The 16,032-nt window shown below is 39.5% G+C and carries 15 protein-coding genes; 4 read left to right on the forward strand and 11 right to left on the reverse strand.

Features of this window, described 5'->3' with window-relative positions; translation table 11 throughout:
- Positions 1 to 180: 180 nt before the first annotated feature.
- Both CZ490_RS16465 and CZ490_RS16470 read left to right on the forward strand, forming a co-directional pair.
- Complete coding sequence (locus CZ490_RS16465) at positions 181 to 384, forward strand: helix-turn-helix transcriptional regulator (protein ID WP_077619923.1); 204 nt, start codon at positions 181 to 183, stop codon at positions 382 to 384.
- Complete coding sequence (locus tag CZ490_RS16470) at positions 381 to 860, forward strand: hypothetical protein (protein ID WP_234987253.1); 480 nt, start codon at positions 381 to 383, stop codon at positions 858 to 860. The genes CZ490_RS16465 and CZ490_RS16470 overlap by 4 nt, the downstream gene beginning before the upstream one ends.
- A gap of 57 nt (positions 861 to 917) precedes the next feature.
- Here the strand turns inward: CZ490_RS16470 and prmC are convergent, their stop codons facing one another.
- Together prmC and prfA are read right to left on the reverse strand one after the other, a co-directional pair.
- The gene (gene prmC / locus CZ490_RS16475) at positions 918 to 1,787 is read right to left on the reverse strand and encodes a peptide chain release factor N(5)-glutamine methyltransferase (protein ID WP_077619925.1); all 870 of its coding nucleotides are present in this window, start codon (positions 1,785 to 1,787) and stop codon (positions 918 to 920) included.
- Positions 1,787 to 2,863, reverse strand: a complete 1,077-nt coding sequence (gene prfA, locus CZ490_RS16480) for a peptide chain release factor 1 (RefSeq protein ID WP_142255396.1) — start codon at positions 2,861 to 2,863, stop codon at positions 1,787 to 1,789. Before prfA ends, prmC begins: the two co-directional genes overlap by 1 nt.
- A 994-nt stretch (positions 2,864 to 3,857) precedes the next feature.
- Here prfA and CZ490_RS16490 point away from each other — a divergent pair.
- Positions 3,858 to 4,373 carry a MerR family transcriptional regulator gene (locus CZ490_RS16490; RefSeq protein ID WP_159439982.1) on the forward strand — a complete coding sequence of 172 codons (516 nt, stop codon included), beginning with the start codon at positions 3,858 to 3,860 and terminating at the stop codon, positions 4,371 to 4,373.
- A gap of 66 nt (positions 4,374 to 4,439) precedes the next feature.
- On the opposite strand, the gene CZ490_RS16495 is transcribed toward CZ490_RS16490, so the two are convergent.
- The 7 genes from CZ490_RS16495 to CZ490_RS16525 all read right to left on the reverse strand — a co-directional run bounded on the left by CZ490_RS16495 (position 4,440) and on the right by CZ490_RS16525 (position 12,224).
- A complete protein-coding gene (locus tag CZ490_RS16495) occupies positions 4,440 to 5,060 on the reverse strand; it encodes a thymidine kinase (protein ID WP_077619929.1) in 621 nt (206 codons plus the stop codon).
- A 176-nt stretch (positions 5,061 to 5,236) separates the two neighbouring features.
- Positions 5,237 to 5,437: a 50S ribosomal protein L31 gene (gene rpmE, locus CZ490_RS16500; RefSeq protein WP_077619930.1), complete on the reverse strand. Its 201-nt coding sequence runs from the start codon at positions 5,435 to 5,437 to the stop codon at positions 5,237 to 5,239.
- A 194-nt stretch (positions 5,438 to 5,631) separates the two neighbouring features.
- Entirely contained in the window at positions 5,632 to 6,924 is a 1,293-nt protein-coding gene (gene rho / locus CZ490_RS16505; protein WP_077619931.1) for a transcription termination factor Rho, read from the reverse strand.
- A 398-nt stretch (positions 6,925 to 7,322) separates the two neighbouring features.
- Positions 7,323 to 8,285, reverse strand: a complete 963-nt coding sequence (gene glpX / locus CZ490_RS16510; RefSeq protein ID WP_077619932.1) for a class II fructose-bisphosphatase — start codon at positions 8,283 to 8,285, stop codon at positions 7,323 to 7,325.
- A 312-nt stretch (positions 8,286 to 8,597) separates the two neighbouring features.
- Positions 8,598 to 9,884: a UDP-N-acetylglucosamine 1-carboxyvinyltransferase gene (locus CZ490_RS16515; protein WP_077619933.1), complete on the reverse strand. Its 1,287-nt coding sequence runs from the start codon at positions 9,882 to 9,884 to the stop codon at positions 8,598 to 8,600.
- A 772-nt stretch (positions 9,885 to 10,656) separates the two neighbouring features.
- Positions 10,657 to 11,514 carry a class II fructose-bisphosphate aldolase gene (locus tag CZ490_RS16520; protein ID WP_077619934.1) on the reverse strand — a complete coding sequence of 286 codons (858 nt, stop codon included), beginning with the start codon at positions 11,512 to 11,514 and terminating at the stop codon, positions 10,657 to 10,659.
- A gap of 338 nt (positions 11,515 to 11,852) precedes the next feature.
- On the reverse strand, positions 11,853 to 12,224 hold the full coding sequence (locus CZ490_RS16525) for a response regulator (RefSeq protein WP_077619935.1): 372 nt from the start codon (positions 12,222 to 12,224) through the stop codon (positions 11,853 to 11,855).
- A 252-nt stretch (positions 12,225 to 12,476) separates the two neighbouring features.
- On the opposite strand from CZ490_RS16525, the gene CZ490_RS16530 reads away from it, so the two are divergent.
- Positions 12,477 to 13,010 carry a DUF2529 domain-containing protein gene (locus CZ490_RS16530; protein WP_077619936.1) on the forward strand — a complete coding sequence of 178 codons (534 nt, stop codon included), beginning with the start codon at positions 12,477 to 12,479 and terminating at the stop codon, positions 13,008 to 13,010.
- 219 nt (positions 13,011 to 13,229) lie between these two features.
- Here the strand turns inward: CZ490_RS16530 and CZ490_RS16535 are convergent, their stop codons facing one another.
- A complete protein-coding gene (locus CZ490_RS16535; RefSeq protein ID WP_077619937.1) occupies positions 13,230 to 14,837 on the reverse strand; it encodes a CTP synthase in 1,608 nt (535 codons plus the stop codon).
- Between the two features lie 461 nt (positions 14,838 to 15,298).
- Positions 15,299 to 15,862, reverse strand: coding sequence for a DNA-directed RNA polymerase subunit delta (rpoE, locus tag CZ490_RS16540; protein WP_077619938.1), 564 nt, complete (start codon positions 15,860 to 15,862; stop codon positions 15,299 to 15,301).
- Between the last annotated feature and the right edge of the window lie 170 nt (positions 15,863 to 16,032).

The following is a 16,032-nucleotide window of genomic DNA, read 5'->3' on the forward strand; positions in this document are numbered from 1 at the left end:
ATCCCTTCACAAACCATTCTCGCCAAGAAAATAGATTCTTAAACTAGCAATTTTAAAAAATCTATTAAACTACTTTTAAATAGGCATTTTTACTATTTTTGAAAAAACAAGTAAAGTTGGCTTTACAAAATGTCTAGTTGACTTTACAATGGAGACAGAAACAATTGGAGGATATTGTAAATGGAGATTAAAAACCGTGTGAAGGAGCTTCGTGCAAAGCATAGCCTCACTCAAGGCGTCCTTGCTGAAAAAGTCAATGTAACACGACAAACCATCGTTGCGTTGGAAAAGGGAAGCTACATCCCTTCACTACTACTCGCTATGAATATCGCACGAACATTTAGCTTGCCAATTGAGGAAATTTTTTATTTGGAGGAGGAATGAAGTTGAGTATTTTTCGTAACGTCTTGTATTCGATTATTTCAATTGCACTGATGGGATGGGCCCTTTCAACGATTTATTATGCGTATATGGGCTTTGCTACCATTGTAAAGACAAATCCTGAGCCACCTTGGATGATTGAAATAAACATGTTGCCTGTTTTCATTTCAATTATCGTTGGTATCATATTTGCAGCAATTACGTATCCACAGTTAAAAAAGAAACGTAAATCCTGGAAAAATGTATTTCTATTGCCCATCGAATTTGAAGAAGGTGACGAACGCGAAAAGGAATTAACCGGAAAAGCATGTCGTTCATCTTATATCATCATGTGGAAGACGTTCCCAATTATAACATCGCTGTTTTTTCTCTACCCATTCATCTCAGACACGGTACCTTACTACCCAATCATCTTATTATTGCTTTATCCGCTGATTCAAGTTACAGCTTATTTTGTATCATGGAAAAAGAACTACTAATCCGTGACAGACATGTATTTTGCCACAAAAAAGGGCTTGGTAGCTATACCAAGCCTTTTAAAACCCTATTTCAGCAAACACCATTCGGTCTTTCCCATTGATGTCGTTCACAACTTCTACTTTTGCATCTGGAAACGCTACGCGTAGCATTTCGGCAACTATTTCGCCTTGACCTATACCAACTTCAAAGGCCACAATCCCTCTTTCTTTTAAAACGAGAGGAATTTCCTCCATAAACCTCCGGTAAAAATCCAACCCGTCCTGACCACCCACAAGGGCACGGAGTGGTTCATGATCTTTCACCACTGTAGATAAGGTTGAAATGTCCTCTTCCGGAATATACGGCGGATTCGAAACCACTACATCAACCTTAACCCCTTCTTCTATCAACGGCTTTAATAAGTCACCTTCAATAAATCGCACCTTCGCACCCAAACGTTCCGCATTTTCCTGCGCGACATCGATAGAGGCCTTTGCTATATCCACTGTCATTACATCAAGTTGGCGGTTTTCAAGTGCAAGGCTAACTGATATCGCGCCACTTCCTGTGCCAACATCTACAACCTTAATACTCTCTGTTGCGGTGTATAAACCGTCAATCCTTGATAGCACTCCTTGAACAAGTTCCTCCGTCTCTGGCCTCGGGATCAAGACTTCTTCATTCACTAAAAACCGACGACCGTAAAACTCCTCATAACCCATAATGTGTTGAACAGGAATTCCAGCAACAGTCTCTCCAACAGCTATTACAAACTTTTCTTTTACATCAACATCGAGTTCTTCTCGTAGTTCGGCAAGCAGCTTCGACCGACTCATTCCAAGATAATGACACAACAGCAATTCCCCAATATTCTCGTCCCGACCATTTTCCCGTAAAAAAGAAGAAGCCCATTTGAGGGCTTCGTATATCTTTTGAAATTCCGCCATTATTCGGCTTGCTCCATTTTTCTTGCTTGGTCTTCCATAATTAGCGCCTCAATTACTTCATCAAGCTTTCCAGTTAGGATTTGATCAAGCTTTTGAATCGTTAACCCAATACGGTGATCTGTTACACGGTTTTGCGGGAAATTATACGTACGGATACGTTCTGAACGGTCACCAGTACCAACCGCTTGCTTACGGTTTTGGTCATATTCCGCTTGTACTTCACGTTGAAATTTATCATAGACACGAGCACGCAATACCTTCATTGCTTTTTCTTTGTTTTTAATTTGGGATTTCTCATCTTGACAAGAAACAACAGTTCCAGTTGGCAAATGCGTCAAACGAACCGCGGACATTGTCGTGTTAACACTTTGTCCCCCAGGTCCACTAGAAGCAAATGTATCTACACGAATGTCTTTATCATGAATTTCGACTTCAACTTCTTCTGCTTCAGGTAATACCGCAACAGTTGCTGTTGATGTATGGATACGTCCGCCTGATTCTGTTTCAGGAACACGTTGCACACGGTGTGCGCCATTCTCGAATTTCAATCTAGAATAAGCACCTTTTCCGCTTATCATAAAGATGATTTCTTTATATCCACCAACACCTGTTGAGTTTGAGTCCATAACTTCCGTCTTCCACCCTTGGTGTTCAGCAAAGCGACTATACATGCGGTAGAGGTCACCAGCAAATAGAGCAGCCTCATCTCCACCTGCAGCCCCACGGATTTCCATGATAACGTTCTTGTCATCATTCGGGTCCTTTGGTAGTAAAAGAACATGAAGACGCTCCTCAAGTTCCTCCATTTGGTCCTCGAGCTCATTTATTTCTTCTTTTACCATTTCGCGCATGTCAGCATCGAGCTTTTCCTCAAGCATCGCTCTAGCGTCAGTTAATTGTTCTTTAACCTCTTTGTACTCTCTATACTTCTCAACAGTTTCTTGTATATCTGATTGTTCTTTTGAATATTCACGTAGTTTAGTTGTGTCACTTACGATATCTGGGTCACTTAATAGTTCATTTAGTTTTTCATAACGAGCTTCAACAGCTTCTAAACGATCGAACACACTCTTCACCTCAAAATTTAGTCCATAACAGTATAATTATAGTATAGGGTACCCACATCGTCAAAGCAAATTACAATCAAAAGCGGCTTTCTCATGTCCGAATGCATTTCACGTACATCCTTGAACTTGGGTATTTCTAGGAGATAGCGTAACTGCAACATGCCTTTGCGGGTTCGTAGTTGGATAATATTAGGAAACTGCATACCTGTATAATGCCTTTTCATCCTCGCACTTGGATTTTTTTAGGAGATAGCGAACCTGCAACATGCCTTTTCGGGTTCGCATTTGGATAATATTAGGAAACAGTATACCTGTATAATGCCTTTTCATCCTCGCACTTGGATTTTTTTAGGAGATGGCGAACCTGCAACATGCCTTTGCGGGTTCGCACTTGGATAATATTAGGGAACAGCAATCATGTATAACTCATTTGCATCCTCGCACTTGGATATTTTTAGGAGACTGCGAACCTGTATCATGCCTTTGCGGGTTCACAATTGGATATTATTAGGAATCACCATTCCTGTATAACTCATTTGCATCCTCGTACTTGGATTTTTTTAGGAGATAGCGAACCTGCATCATGCCTTTACGGGTTCGCAATTGGATAATATTAGGAATTACCATTCCTGTATAACTCATTTGCATCCTCGGACTTGGGTATTTTTAGGAGATTTCGAACCTGCATCATGCCTTTCCGGGTTCGCATTTGGATAATATTGGGGAATACCATTCCTCGCACTTGGGTATTTTTAGGAGAAGGTGATCCTGCAAAAGGACACGTTTGCCGAATCACCATGTTACACCCCTAGCCATTATTCCTTCGATACCCATAAATCCACCTTTACAAAATAATGCGCTGTCGAATTACAGACTTTATGTAGGATTGGTTCTTTCTTTGGCGAAAAGGGACTAGTTTTGTCTACATGGAAGGATTTTGTAAATGAAAGGAGAACGTACTATATATATACAATCGGAAAAAATAATAGGGGGAGTGGTTGGTGTGAATACAGCAGAGTTTGCTAAAAAGTTGGGAGTTACAACAAAAACAGTTCGTAAATGGATTAAGCATTTTAATTTACAATGTGAAAAAAATGAATATGGCCACTATGTATTTGAAGAAACTGACCTTCCACTATTCGAAAGAATACGGAATCAAGTGAAATCTGGGGTTCCTTCTGATAAAATCGAATTAACACCACCAGAGCCTAGGAAGGGGACCGCACGGAAGATGGTACAAGCTTCAGATAAAACACTATCAGATAAATTAAACACGATCATGGAACGGATTAAGGAAAATGAGAAAGAGATAGAGAAAAAAGCAAGTGATGTTGTATCGTATCAACTTCTCCAGCATCGTAAAGAAATTGACGAACTCCAAAAAAGGATGCAGAAAATGGAGGCGTACATCGAGAGGCTTGAGCAAGAAAAAGAGGAACTACAAAAACAAACAGCCATCACACTCGAAAAAGTCGAGGGGTCCAGGAAACGCAAAAGAGTACTCGGATTCCTATTTTAAAGATCAGGTAGTCCACCTGGTCTTTTTATTATGCCGAAAAAATAAAAGCACCCCAATAGGAGCGCCTTACAGTTTCATTGTATCCTTTTGTGCAACTTGTTGTGCCAACGGCTTTCCAGGTACTTCGTGATGATGACGGCAACGTGGTTCGTAAGATTCTGACGCACCTACTAAAATGACCGGATCATCAAAAGATGCAGGTTGTCCATTGATTAAACGCTGGGTTCTGCTTGAAGGTGAGCCACATACAGAACATACAGCTTGTAATTTTGTCACTGACTCCGCTAATGACAGAAGCTCTGGAACCTTTCCGAACGGTTCGCCACGGAAATCTTGATCTAACCCCGCCACAATCACACGATGACCACGGTTTGCTAGGGTTTGAACAACTTCTACAATATGATCATCAAAAAATTGCACTTCATCAATAGCTACCACATCTGTTTCTGCAGAAACTTCTTCTAATATCGCTGCAGATGTTGAAACTGGTTTTGCGACAAAGGATGTCCCATTATGAGATACAACAGATTTATCACTATAACGATTATCAATTTGAGGCTTAAATACCTGAACGGATTGTCTTGCAAACTCTGTACGACGTACACGTCGAATCAGTTCTTCGGATTTTCCTGAAAACATGCTTCCACAGATAACTTCAAGCCAGCCACTTTGCTTCATAATATACATGGAACTGGGTCCTTCCTTTCCTCGGGTTGTTTCTATTGAGTCAACTTGTTGACTGTAGGTTTGAGGATTATTAGTAAGAGGTTAAAATCATATAATTGCGAGAAAAAATAGGTTTAGTAGCAAAAAAAACAGGCAAGAAGAATAAACTTGCCTGTTTTTGGCTGTTCAAACCGGTATTATTTAATACCGTATTTTTTGTTGAATTTATCTACACGTCCACCTGCATCAGCGAATTTTTGACGGCCTGTATAGAATGGGTGACACTCTGAGCAAACCTCAACGCGTACTTCCTCTTTTACAGAACCAGTTTCAAATTCATTTCCACAAGCACATTTCACCATAACTTTTTTATAGTTTGGATGAATTCCTGATTTCATTCGTCTCATCTCCTTCCGCCCTGAATCATTGATCGAAACAGAGTTACGTTTTAGACATGTTTTTCAAATATCTAAAACGCACATGTTGAAATTATAACAAGTGAATCCATGAATTGCAACTTAATCCTGCTGTTAAAAATCGTTAATTCGCATTAATTTTTCCAAGCCGATTCCAATTGCAAATCCATGTTCTCTTAAGCTTCCGGTCGACTATTGCTTCTTCTTGCAGCTGCTGCTTTCTTCTCAGCTTCAAGCATCTCAAAGAATTCTGCATTTGTCTTAGTTTGCTTAAGTCTGCGTAAAAATTTCTCTGCAAAATCTGGTGAATCTGACATTGCTTTACGAATCGCCCAAATTTTGTCAAGTTTACCTTTTTCAATAAGAAGCTCTTCTTTTCTTGTACCAGAACGACGAATGTCAATTGCTGGGAAGATTCGACGTTCAGCTAGAGAACGATCGAGGTGAAGCTCCATATTACCTGTACCTTTGAACTCCTCATAGATTACATCATCCATACGTGATCCTGTGTCCACAAGGGCTGTTGCTAAGATTGTTAAACTTCCACCTTCTTCGATATTTCTAGCAGCACCGAAGAAACGTTTTGGACGGTGGAATGCAGCAGGGTCAATCCCTCCAGATAACGTACGTCCACTTGGTGGAATAACAAGGTTATATGCTCTTGCTAGACGAGTAATACTATCCATAAGAATGATTACATCACGTTTATGCTCCACAAGACGCATTGCTCTTTCCAACACAAGCTCTGCAACTTTAATATGGTTTTCTGGTACTTCATCAAATGTAGAACTTACAACATCACCAGCTACAGAGCGCTCAATATCTGTAACCTCTTCTGGACGCTCATCAATTAATAAGACGATTAATTCTGCTTCAGGATGGTTTGTTGTAATGCTATTAGCGATTTCCTTAATAAGCATGGTTTTACCAGCTTTTGGTGGCGCCACGATTAGACCACGCTGACCAAAACCTACTGGTGCCAAAATGTCCATAATTCTAGTTGAAATATGATTTGGCTTTGTTTCTAACACAACTTGGCGATCAGGATAGAGAGGTGTTAGACCTGGGAAATGAACACGTTCTTTAGCTGATTCTGGATCGTCACCGTTAACAGCTTCAACGTGTAGTAGTCCGTAATAGCGCTCGTTTTCCTTTGGAGGACGTACTTTACCTGATACTTTGTCCCCGTTCCTTAAGTCAAAACGACGAATTTGAGAAGCAGAGATATAGATATCCTCTGAAGATGGAGAATAGTTAATAGGGCGTAAGAATCCGAATCCTTCCGACTGGATAATCTCAAGAACACCCTCCATAAATAAAAGGCCATCCTGCTCAGCGCGAGCTTTTAAAATCGCAAAAATTAATTCTTTCTTCGTTAATTTACTATAGTAGGAAACCTTAAATTCACGTGCTAATTCATATAGTTCTTTTAGCTTCATGTTTTCCAAGCTAGAAATTGTAATACTCATTCGTACACCACTCTTTGTTTTTTATATATTTTCTTTAAAAGAAACTCTACTTCTCGTAAATGCTCTCCAACTGACGATTTTTATGATTGGCTCATTCGTCCTATAAGAGTCTTATATCTTAACATCCAAAAGAAAAATCACTATATGATATTTAGATGTATAGTAAGGATAGAATGAAAAAGAAGCATTATGAGGGTTGCATAGAAGTTTTCACCGCGGGACTCATAGTTTCGATAGGGAAGTTGAATCCCTTAATTGAATTGGAATAGAAGAAGACCATTGATTGCCTTCCCCTATTTTACCCTATTCTCGTGTTTTTAATCAATACCCTTATTTTAATAGAGTATTGCACGTAAGCCTTCTTATCAGTAAGAGCGAGTACTAAACTCGCTGCTACATTATTTGATTACTAAGTTAGGCTTTTTCCTTAGGCTGTGTCTACCATCTATGAATCTCACAGTTCCAGACTTTGCACGCATAACGAGAGAATGAGTAGTCCCAATTGACCCCTTAAATTGAACGCCCCGTAAAAGTTCTCCATCTGTTACACCAGTTGCAGCAAAAATGGCGTCATCTCCGGTTACTAAGTCTTCCATGCGTAAAACCCTAGAGACATCAAGTCCCATTTTTATGCAACGTGCAAGTTCTTCATCGTTCTGCGGTACAAGTTTCCCTTGGATTTCCCCACCTAAGCACTTTAAGGCGACAGCTGAGAGCACACCTTCTGGAGCACCACCAGATCCAAATAAAATGTCTACGCCTGTATGGTCGAATGCCGTATTGATTGCTCCCGCAACATCTCCATCATTGATTAACTTTATACGCGCACCTGCTTCACGAAGTTGTGAAATGATATGTTCATGCCTTGGGCGATTTAAGACCGTTGCTACTACATCTTCAATATCCTTATTTTTCGCTCTCGCCACGGCTTTTAGGTTATCGATAATTGGGGCATCGATATCTATTAGTCCTACTGCTTCTGGGCCAACGGCAATTTTATCCATGTACATATCAGGGGCATGTAATAAATTTCCGTTGTCTGCTACTGCGAGTACTGATAGCGCATTCCAACCACCGGAAGCTACAATATTGGTTCCTTCTAATGGGTCAACTGCAACGTCTACTCTAGGACCGTAACCGTTTCCAAGTTTTTCGCCAATATAGAGCATTGGAGCTTCGTCCATCTCTCCTTCACCAATGACAACTTGTCCCTTCATTGGGATTGTGTCGAACACATCTCTCATTGCAGCGGTTGCTGCTCCATCTGCTTCATCCTTTTTGCCACGCCCCATCCATCTGGCTGATGCTAATGCTGCTGCTTCGGTAACACGTACAAGTTCCATTGATAAACTTCTTTCCATGATCCTTCCCCCTAGCGCAATTAGTCTCTTTTTAAAATATGGCTGTTTTCACAAACTTTGTTGTTTATATACCGTTGATTTCCGCTGCAGGTGGATGCTTTTTCGCTTCAATCAACAAAGGTTTTTCTTAATATCTATACTTTTAGTTGGGGTCTCACCCTTAACATAACATAAAAGCGTTTTCTCTCTACTTTTCTTATTAAGGATACATGAAAACTCCCACTTTTTGTAGTGGGAGCTTGGAATTTTTATTCAATTATGGCTAACTGTGGCTAGCGACAATAAATGAAACTAAATGCCGCCATCGCTTTTCTATGAATTTTGGAGTTGCTCGATTTCTTCTTCTGTTAGCTTTTCTCTCCAGATGGTTGCGCCAAGTCCGGTCAGTTTTTCTTCCAGATGGCTGTAACCACGGTCGATATGTTCGAGTCCAGTAATTTCGGTTACGCCCTCTGCCATTAGGCCAGCAACTACAAGCGCAGCCCCTGCACGTAAATCACTTGCTTTTACTTTGGCACCCTGCAATTGGACTGGTCCGCTGACAATTGCCGAGCGACCTTCTACTTTAATTTGTGCATTCATTCGTCGAAGCTCATCGATATGTTTAAATCTAGCACCATATATTGTATCTGTCACAACACCCGTTCCGCTAGCTCTCGTGAGTAACGAAGTGAAAGGTTGCTGTAAATCAGTTGGGAATCCTGGATATACCAGTGTTTTGATATCCACTGATTTTAAATCTTTATTGCCTGCAACCCAGATTTGATCATCACTTGTTTCAACAGCAACACCCATTTCACGAAACTTCGCGATTAAGGATTCCAAGTGAAGTGGGATTACATTATCAATTAGAACCCCTTCACCCATTGCAGCACCAATAATCATATATGTACCGGCTTCGATACGGTCTGGGATAATTGTATGGCGGCAACCTTGTAAGGAATCAACACCATCAATACGGATGACGTCGGTTCCAGCTCCTTTGATTTTTGCTCCCATACTTGTTAATAAGGTTGCAACATCAATAATCTCTGGCTCTTTTGCGGCATTTTCAATAATTGTTTGCCCTTTTGCACGTACTGCAGCCAACATAATATTAATTGTTGCTCCAACACTAACAACATCAAGGTAAATGCGAGCACCTCTTAACTCATCCGCACGAAGATATATCGCACCTTGTTCATTGGTTACTTGTGCCCCAAGTGCTTCAAAACCTTTAATATGCTGGTCAATCGGTCTTGGTCCTAAGTGACATCCACCTGGTAAACCGATAACCGCTTTTTTGAACCGACCAAGCATTGCTCCCATTAAATAATAGGATGCACGAAGCTTTTTAACTTTACCGTTTGGAAGTGGCATTGACACAAAGTTAGATGGGTCAACGTAAATTTCCTCTTTATTAATCGAGACATGCCCACCAATTTCTTCAAGCAAATCACCTAGGATTTGCACATCTGAAATATCTGGTAGACCTTCGATAGTTACTGGCGTCTCAGCTAGGATTGTTGCTGGAATGAGGGCTACTGCACTGTTCTTCGCCCCGCTAATTTTAACTGATCCTTTTAATGGATAACCGCCTGCTATTTTTAGTTTTTCCATATGTGGCTCCCTTCTAGCGAAGATGACGGTTTTGTAAGGGAAACATTAGATGCCACTGATATAACCTGTCCTGCTAACATTGGTAAGGCAATCTTTTTCCCTTGTTACGTTACATGTATGTAACGGCACTTCACTCGAATTGGTATATTTTAACACAAACTTACTGCAAGATTGTACAAGTATTATTTATTAGTTTACACGAAAAACTAAATATCATATATCATTTTATTACTTTTTCAAAAAACAAGCAAATTCACCTAGTAGGTTTCATTCTTTAGGATGTAACTCATACTTCGAAAGTCGTAGTGCTATCTTTTAACTTTATTCAGAGATAACGTTTTCTAGTTGAGGTGTTTCATGATGAAGGTCTTTTTGTTCAGTAAAAAGAGGGTTTCAAACTATCTACTGGGTAAGTTACACAAATCAGCCCCTTCCATATCATTATTAGTATTGATTCTCTGTAATTACCCCGTTACTCCCAAGTTTGCAAGGATAGAATAACCTTGCGCTTTTCTTATTGTCCAGCTCCAGGCGCCATCGGCTCTCTGGTCATAAGCCAAACGCTTCGGAAGGTAAAATACACCTTCTGTCAGCGCTCGTCTTATGCTTGTCGCCGATTGACGGGCGCCTTGCGCTTTTCTTATTATAACGCAAGAAAACCGTTATCTCCAAATTACGCTATGAATAACTGGAAATAAACGGTTTATCTATATGTATCGAAGACAGTCCTTCGATCTATTTAATTAGACGTTGGTACATGTAAAAAGGTTACTTACGCTTTACCTGAAGAACCAAATTCACGCATTTTGCCTTTTACAGTTTCACGAATTGCATCACGAGCAGGTCCTAGGTATTTACGTGGATCATACTCTTCTGTCTTAACAGCAAGTGTTTCACGAACTGCTTTTGCTGAAGCAATTTGATTTTCTGTGTTTACATTGATTTTAGCTGTTCCAAGAGAGATTGATTTTTGGATATCTTTTGTTGGAATTCCAGTTCCACCGTGAAGTACAAGTGGTAAACCAGTTTTCTGACCGATTTCCTCCATCTCTTTGAAACCAAGGTTTGGTTCACCTTTGTAAGGACCGTGAACAGAACCTAAAGCAGGTGCTAAGCAATCAATGCCAGTACGGTTTACAAGCTCAACACACTCGTTAACGTCTGCATAGATAACACCTTCAGCTATTACGTCATCTTCTTGTCCACCAACAGTTCCTAACTCAGCTTCAACAGATACTCCGTGGAAGTGTGCAAGTTCAACTACTTTAGACGTAATTTCGATGTTCTCTTCAAATGGATGATGAGAAGCATCAATCATTACAGATGTAAATCCAGCGTGAATCGCTTTTGCACAATTCTCAAAAGAAGAACCGTGATCTAGATGGATTGCAACTGGTACTGTGATATTGGATTCTTCCATGATCGCTTTAACCATTGCAACAACAACTTTAAATCCACCCATATAACGGCCAGCACCTTCAGAAACACCTAGGATAACTGGTGAATTTTCTTCTTGTGCAGCCTGTAAAATCGCTTGTGTAAACTCAAGATTGTTTAAGTTAAATTGGCCTACTGCATAACCTTCTGCTTTTGCTTTTTCAAGCATTTCTTTCATTGAAACCAAAGGCATGTGAATTTCCTCCTTTTTGTACCGTTTTATTGTGTTGGCTAGGGATATATCCCTAAACACATAGAACCACAGCAACACGAATTACCGGGCAATTGTATACCATTCCAAAAATCTCGTATCACCTAATAGAATGACCGAAACAAAATCATAATATGTAAATTTCATTAGATAATCATACACAAAAAACACACAAAAATGCCTTTTGTGTTAAGGAATAGCAACAATACAGTACTTAGCATATCACAAGATTTTGATTTCGCAATAGACCATTTTTTCTCATCATTTTAGTGAAACGTTTTCATTCTATTAACAACGCGTTTTTGTATTTTTTATGTTTTTTATTCAGATTTCAATGGGATATTCGCTCTAACCGCCTCACGCAGCTCGTCAATATCAAACGGCTTCGCAAAATGAGTAATTGCTCCTAAATCCTTTGCTTCTTGAATCATGTCCAACTCACCATAAGCCGTCATGATGATTACACGTATTTCTTGATCAATCTTTTTTAGTCTTTTTAGAATTTCAATCCCATCCATACCAGGGATCTTCATATCTAGCAAGACTAGGTCTGGAGAGTGTTTTTGAACAATATCAATTGCTTGTACTCCATTAGCTGCTTGGAATGTCTTGTAACCTTCTTTTTGAAAAACTTCATTTAACAGTATTCGTATTCCGTATTGATCGTCAACAATCAAGATCTTCTCTGACATTCTAAAAAAACCCCCCTTAAAATAGATAAAAAAATCAAATAATTGCATTAACTTTTTATTAAAATATTATATCATTCTTCAATTTTATTCTAGTAAAAGTAACAATTTTCCTTCTTTTTATCCAGAAAACTTTAAATTCGATGTACGAAATTTACCAATCGACAAATTTCGCTACAATTTCTTATTTTTTTCGTATAACGTTATAATGTTCATATTAGATAATTTGAAACAAGATAGAGAGGTTTTATATTTATGTTAAAGATTTTTACTACCCAACTTCAAGGACAGTTTAAACGAATAATGGAACAAGAAGAAATGAATATGGAGGATGGCGCAAGGATACTTGCTCAGTCAGTGATTAGTGGGGGTACAATCTATGTCCACGGGTTTGGTGAAATGGTAGCCATTACAACTGAGGCATTGGAAGGCGCTGAACCTTTACAATCTGCCAAGGCTTTATTTACTAAAGAAAAAATGAATGAAATTGGTGATATTGATTCCGTTCTTTTGATTACCCGATTGTCGACCGATGAAGAAGCAATTGCACTTGCAGAGGATCTTCGTGGCAAAGGAGTCCAAACGGTTGCGATTTCTGCACTGGTAAAAACAGAAGGTGAGCGTACCCTAAACGAGATCGTCGATATTCATATTGATAGCAAGCTACAAAAACCGCTCATCCCTGACGACGACGGCACTCGTTTCGGATTCCCAAGTGTGATAACTGCCTTATACGCCTATTTTGGGCTGAAGTTCACCATCAAAGAAATGGTTGAGGAATTTGAGTAGGACTCGATTTCATTAGGTATTTACATTACATTGAAGCGGAAAACTCAGATGAAGCTGGGACAAAGTCCTCTTCATACCGCTTATGAAGAGGAAAACTCACCAGGTTCCCGGGCAATATCCTCTTCATACCAAAATACACATGATTCTCGGACCTCTTCATACCTCTTATAAACATTAAAAAGGCGAGTGTCCATTCACTCGCCTTTCTTTTAACTCATATTACATTTTTTCAGCATTCGTTAATGATGCTTTAATAAATTCTCTAAATAATGGTTGTGGACGGTTTGGTCTTGATTTAAATTCTGGGTGGAATTGTGATGCTACAAACCAAGGGTGGTCTTTAAGCTCAATGATTTCCACAAGACGTCCGTCTGGGCTTGTCCCTGAGAAGACAAAGCCTGCCTTTTCCATTTCTTGACGATAATGGTTGTTAAATTCATAACGATGGCGATGACGCTCGTATACCACTTCATCATTGTAGGCTTCATACGCTTTTGTACCTTCCTCAATTTTACAAGGGAAGATTCCTAGACGAAGCGTTCCACCTAAGTCCTCAACATCCTTTTGTTCTGGTAATAGGTCAATAACTGGATGAGGCGTATCTGGGTTAAGCTCTGCAGAATGCGCTCCATCTAGACCTAGTACATTTCGTGCAAACTCAACAGATGCTAATTGCATACCAAGACAAATACCTAATAATGGTGTTTTGGTTTCTCTAGCATATTTAAGAGCAACAATTTTCCCTTCAACACCACGGTCACCGAAACCACCTGGTACGAGGATACCGTCAACTTCACCAAGTAATTCAGCTACGTTTTCTTCCGTTACTTCTTCAGAATTTACCCAGTTGATGTTGATATCAGAATCAAATGCATAGCCAGCGTGCTTCAATGCTTCAGCAACAGATAAGTATGCATCTTGAAGTTCCACATATTTTCCGACCAAAGCGATATTAGCTGTTTTTGTTAGGTGAGTTACCTTCTCGACAAGCTGAATCCAATCTGTCATATCTGCTTCTTGGCAATCTAGTTTTAAATGCTCGCACGCAATTTGATCGATGCCTTGAGCTTGAAGAGCTAATGGAATTGAATATAAAGTTTCAGCATCGCGACTTTCAATAACCGCCTTCGGATCAATATCACAGAATAGCGCAATTTTCTCCTTCATATCCTCTGAGATTGGCATTTCAGTACGAACAACAATGATGTTTGGCTGAATCCCTAAACTACGAAGTTCTTTTACACTGTGCTGAGTTGGTTTTGTTTTCATTTCACCAGCAGCTTTAATATATGGAACAAGCGTACAATGCACGTACATTACATTGTGGGGACCCACATCACTTTTGATTTGACGAACAGCTTCAAGAAATGGTAATGACTCGATATCTCCTACTGTACCACCAATTTCAGTAATGACTACGTCTGCATTTGTAGTATGACCAGCGCGAAATACTCGTTCCTTGATTTCGTTTGTGATGTGCGGAATAACCTGAACAGTTGCTCCTAAATAATCACCACGACGCTCTTTCTTCAAGACAGTCGAATAGATTTTTCCAGTTGTTACGTTGCTGTATTTGTTTAGGTTGATGTCGATGAAACGTTCATAGTGTCCTAGGTCTAGGTCTGTTTCAGCACCATCATCCGTAACGAATACTTCACCATGCTGGTATGGGCTCATTGTTCCCGGGTCCACATTTATGTACGGATCAAATTTTTGAATCGTTACATTCATTCCTCGGTTTTTTAATAAACGTCCTAAAGATGCGGCAACAATCCCTTTTCCTAGAGATGAAACAACCCCACCTGTTACAAAGATATATTTTGTCATCTTTCTCTTTTCCCCCAATCATGTAATTAATTAAAGTTTGCTCAAATAAATGAAATAGTATAAAGAAATCTTGTGGCCAGTTCCACTGCTTTTTGCAGCATCAGCATCGCACGAAGAAATTGCAAAGCATTTGCGAGGATGCTGACATCGACGTTTGCCACAGAACATGGCAATAGTTAGTCGATGTCTTCGCTTGCGCTTTTCTTTTTAGTACGGGGGTTTATCTTGTAAAAACAAGAATTTCGACAAGCTGGTTTCACTTGTCGAACTTTCCGAACCTAATATTCCTATAAAAAATAAAAAAGCTCCTCTTACAAATATGTAAGGGAGCGAAACTTTTAATATGGTTTCGTAGATACTCTTTTTTTAGAGCCCAAAAAGTATTCTACCGAGTTAAGATTAAAAAGTCAATATGTAGATTGAGCAGATTTAATCGTAATTTCCTAAAGGTGTTTCGAAGGTTAGTTTTCTTCTTCTTCCTCTTCTTCGAATTCCTCATCTTCTTCATCTAGCTCATATTCTTCATCTTCGATTAACTCTTCGTCCTCGTCTTCGAAATCCTCATCTTCTTCAATGTCATCGAAGTCGTCGTCCTCTTCCTCTTCGTCGTCTTCAATGTCATCCACGTCGTCTTCTTCGAAATCTTCATCAAAGTCAAGGTCATCTTCATCAAGGTCGTCAAAGCCGATAAGATCGTCATCCTCGTCCTTCTTCTTGCTCTTTTTCTTCTTCTTCGGCTTTTCTGTATGAGTTACTTCTTCATCAATTTGCTCGTACGGATACCATGTACGAAGTCCCCAACGGTTATCACCTAATGTAATAAAACGGCCATCAATATTGATGTCTGTATAGAATTGAGAAACTTTCGCGCGAAGTTCTTCCTCAGAAAGCTCCAATATTTTTGCTACTTCGTCAACAAGCTCGTTAAACGTAATCGCATCTTTTCTCCCTAAGAAAATCTCATACGCTACTTCAAGCATTGACATTTCTTTTATTTGCTCTGGTGAGTATTGATCAAGACTCATCAAGGCACTCCCTTTCTATGTATGTAACTAGATTTCTGACAAAAACTTATTTATTCGAATAACCATGAAACACTATAAAAAAATAAGTACTGTAAAATACATATCATTCATTATAAACAAAATCAACCACTTTATGCCACTGTAACCAATTTTTAAGGCTGAGTCATCCT

This window comes from Litchfieldia sinesaloumensis, assembly GCF_900156865.1.
Taxonomy (GTDB): Bacteria; Bacillota; Bacilli; order Bacillales; family Bacillaceae_L; genus Ferdinandcohnia; species Ferdinandcohnia sinesaloumensis.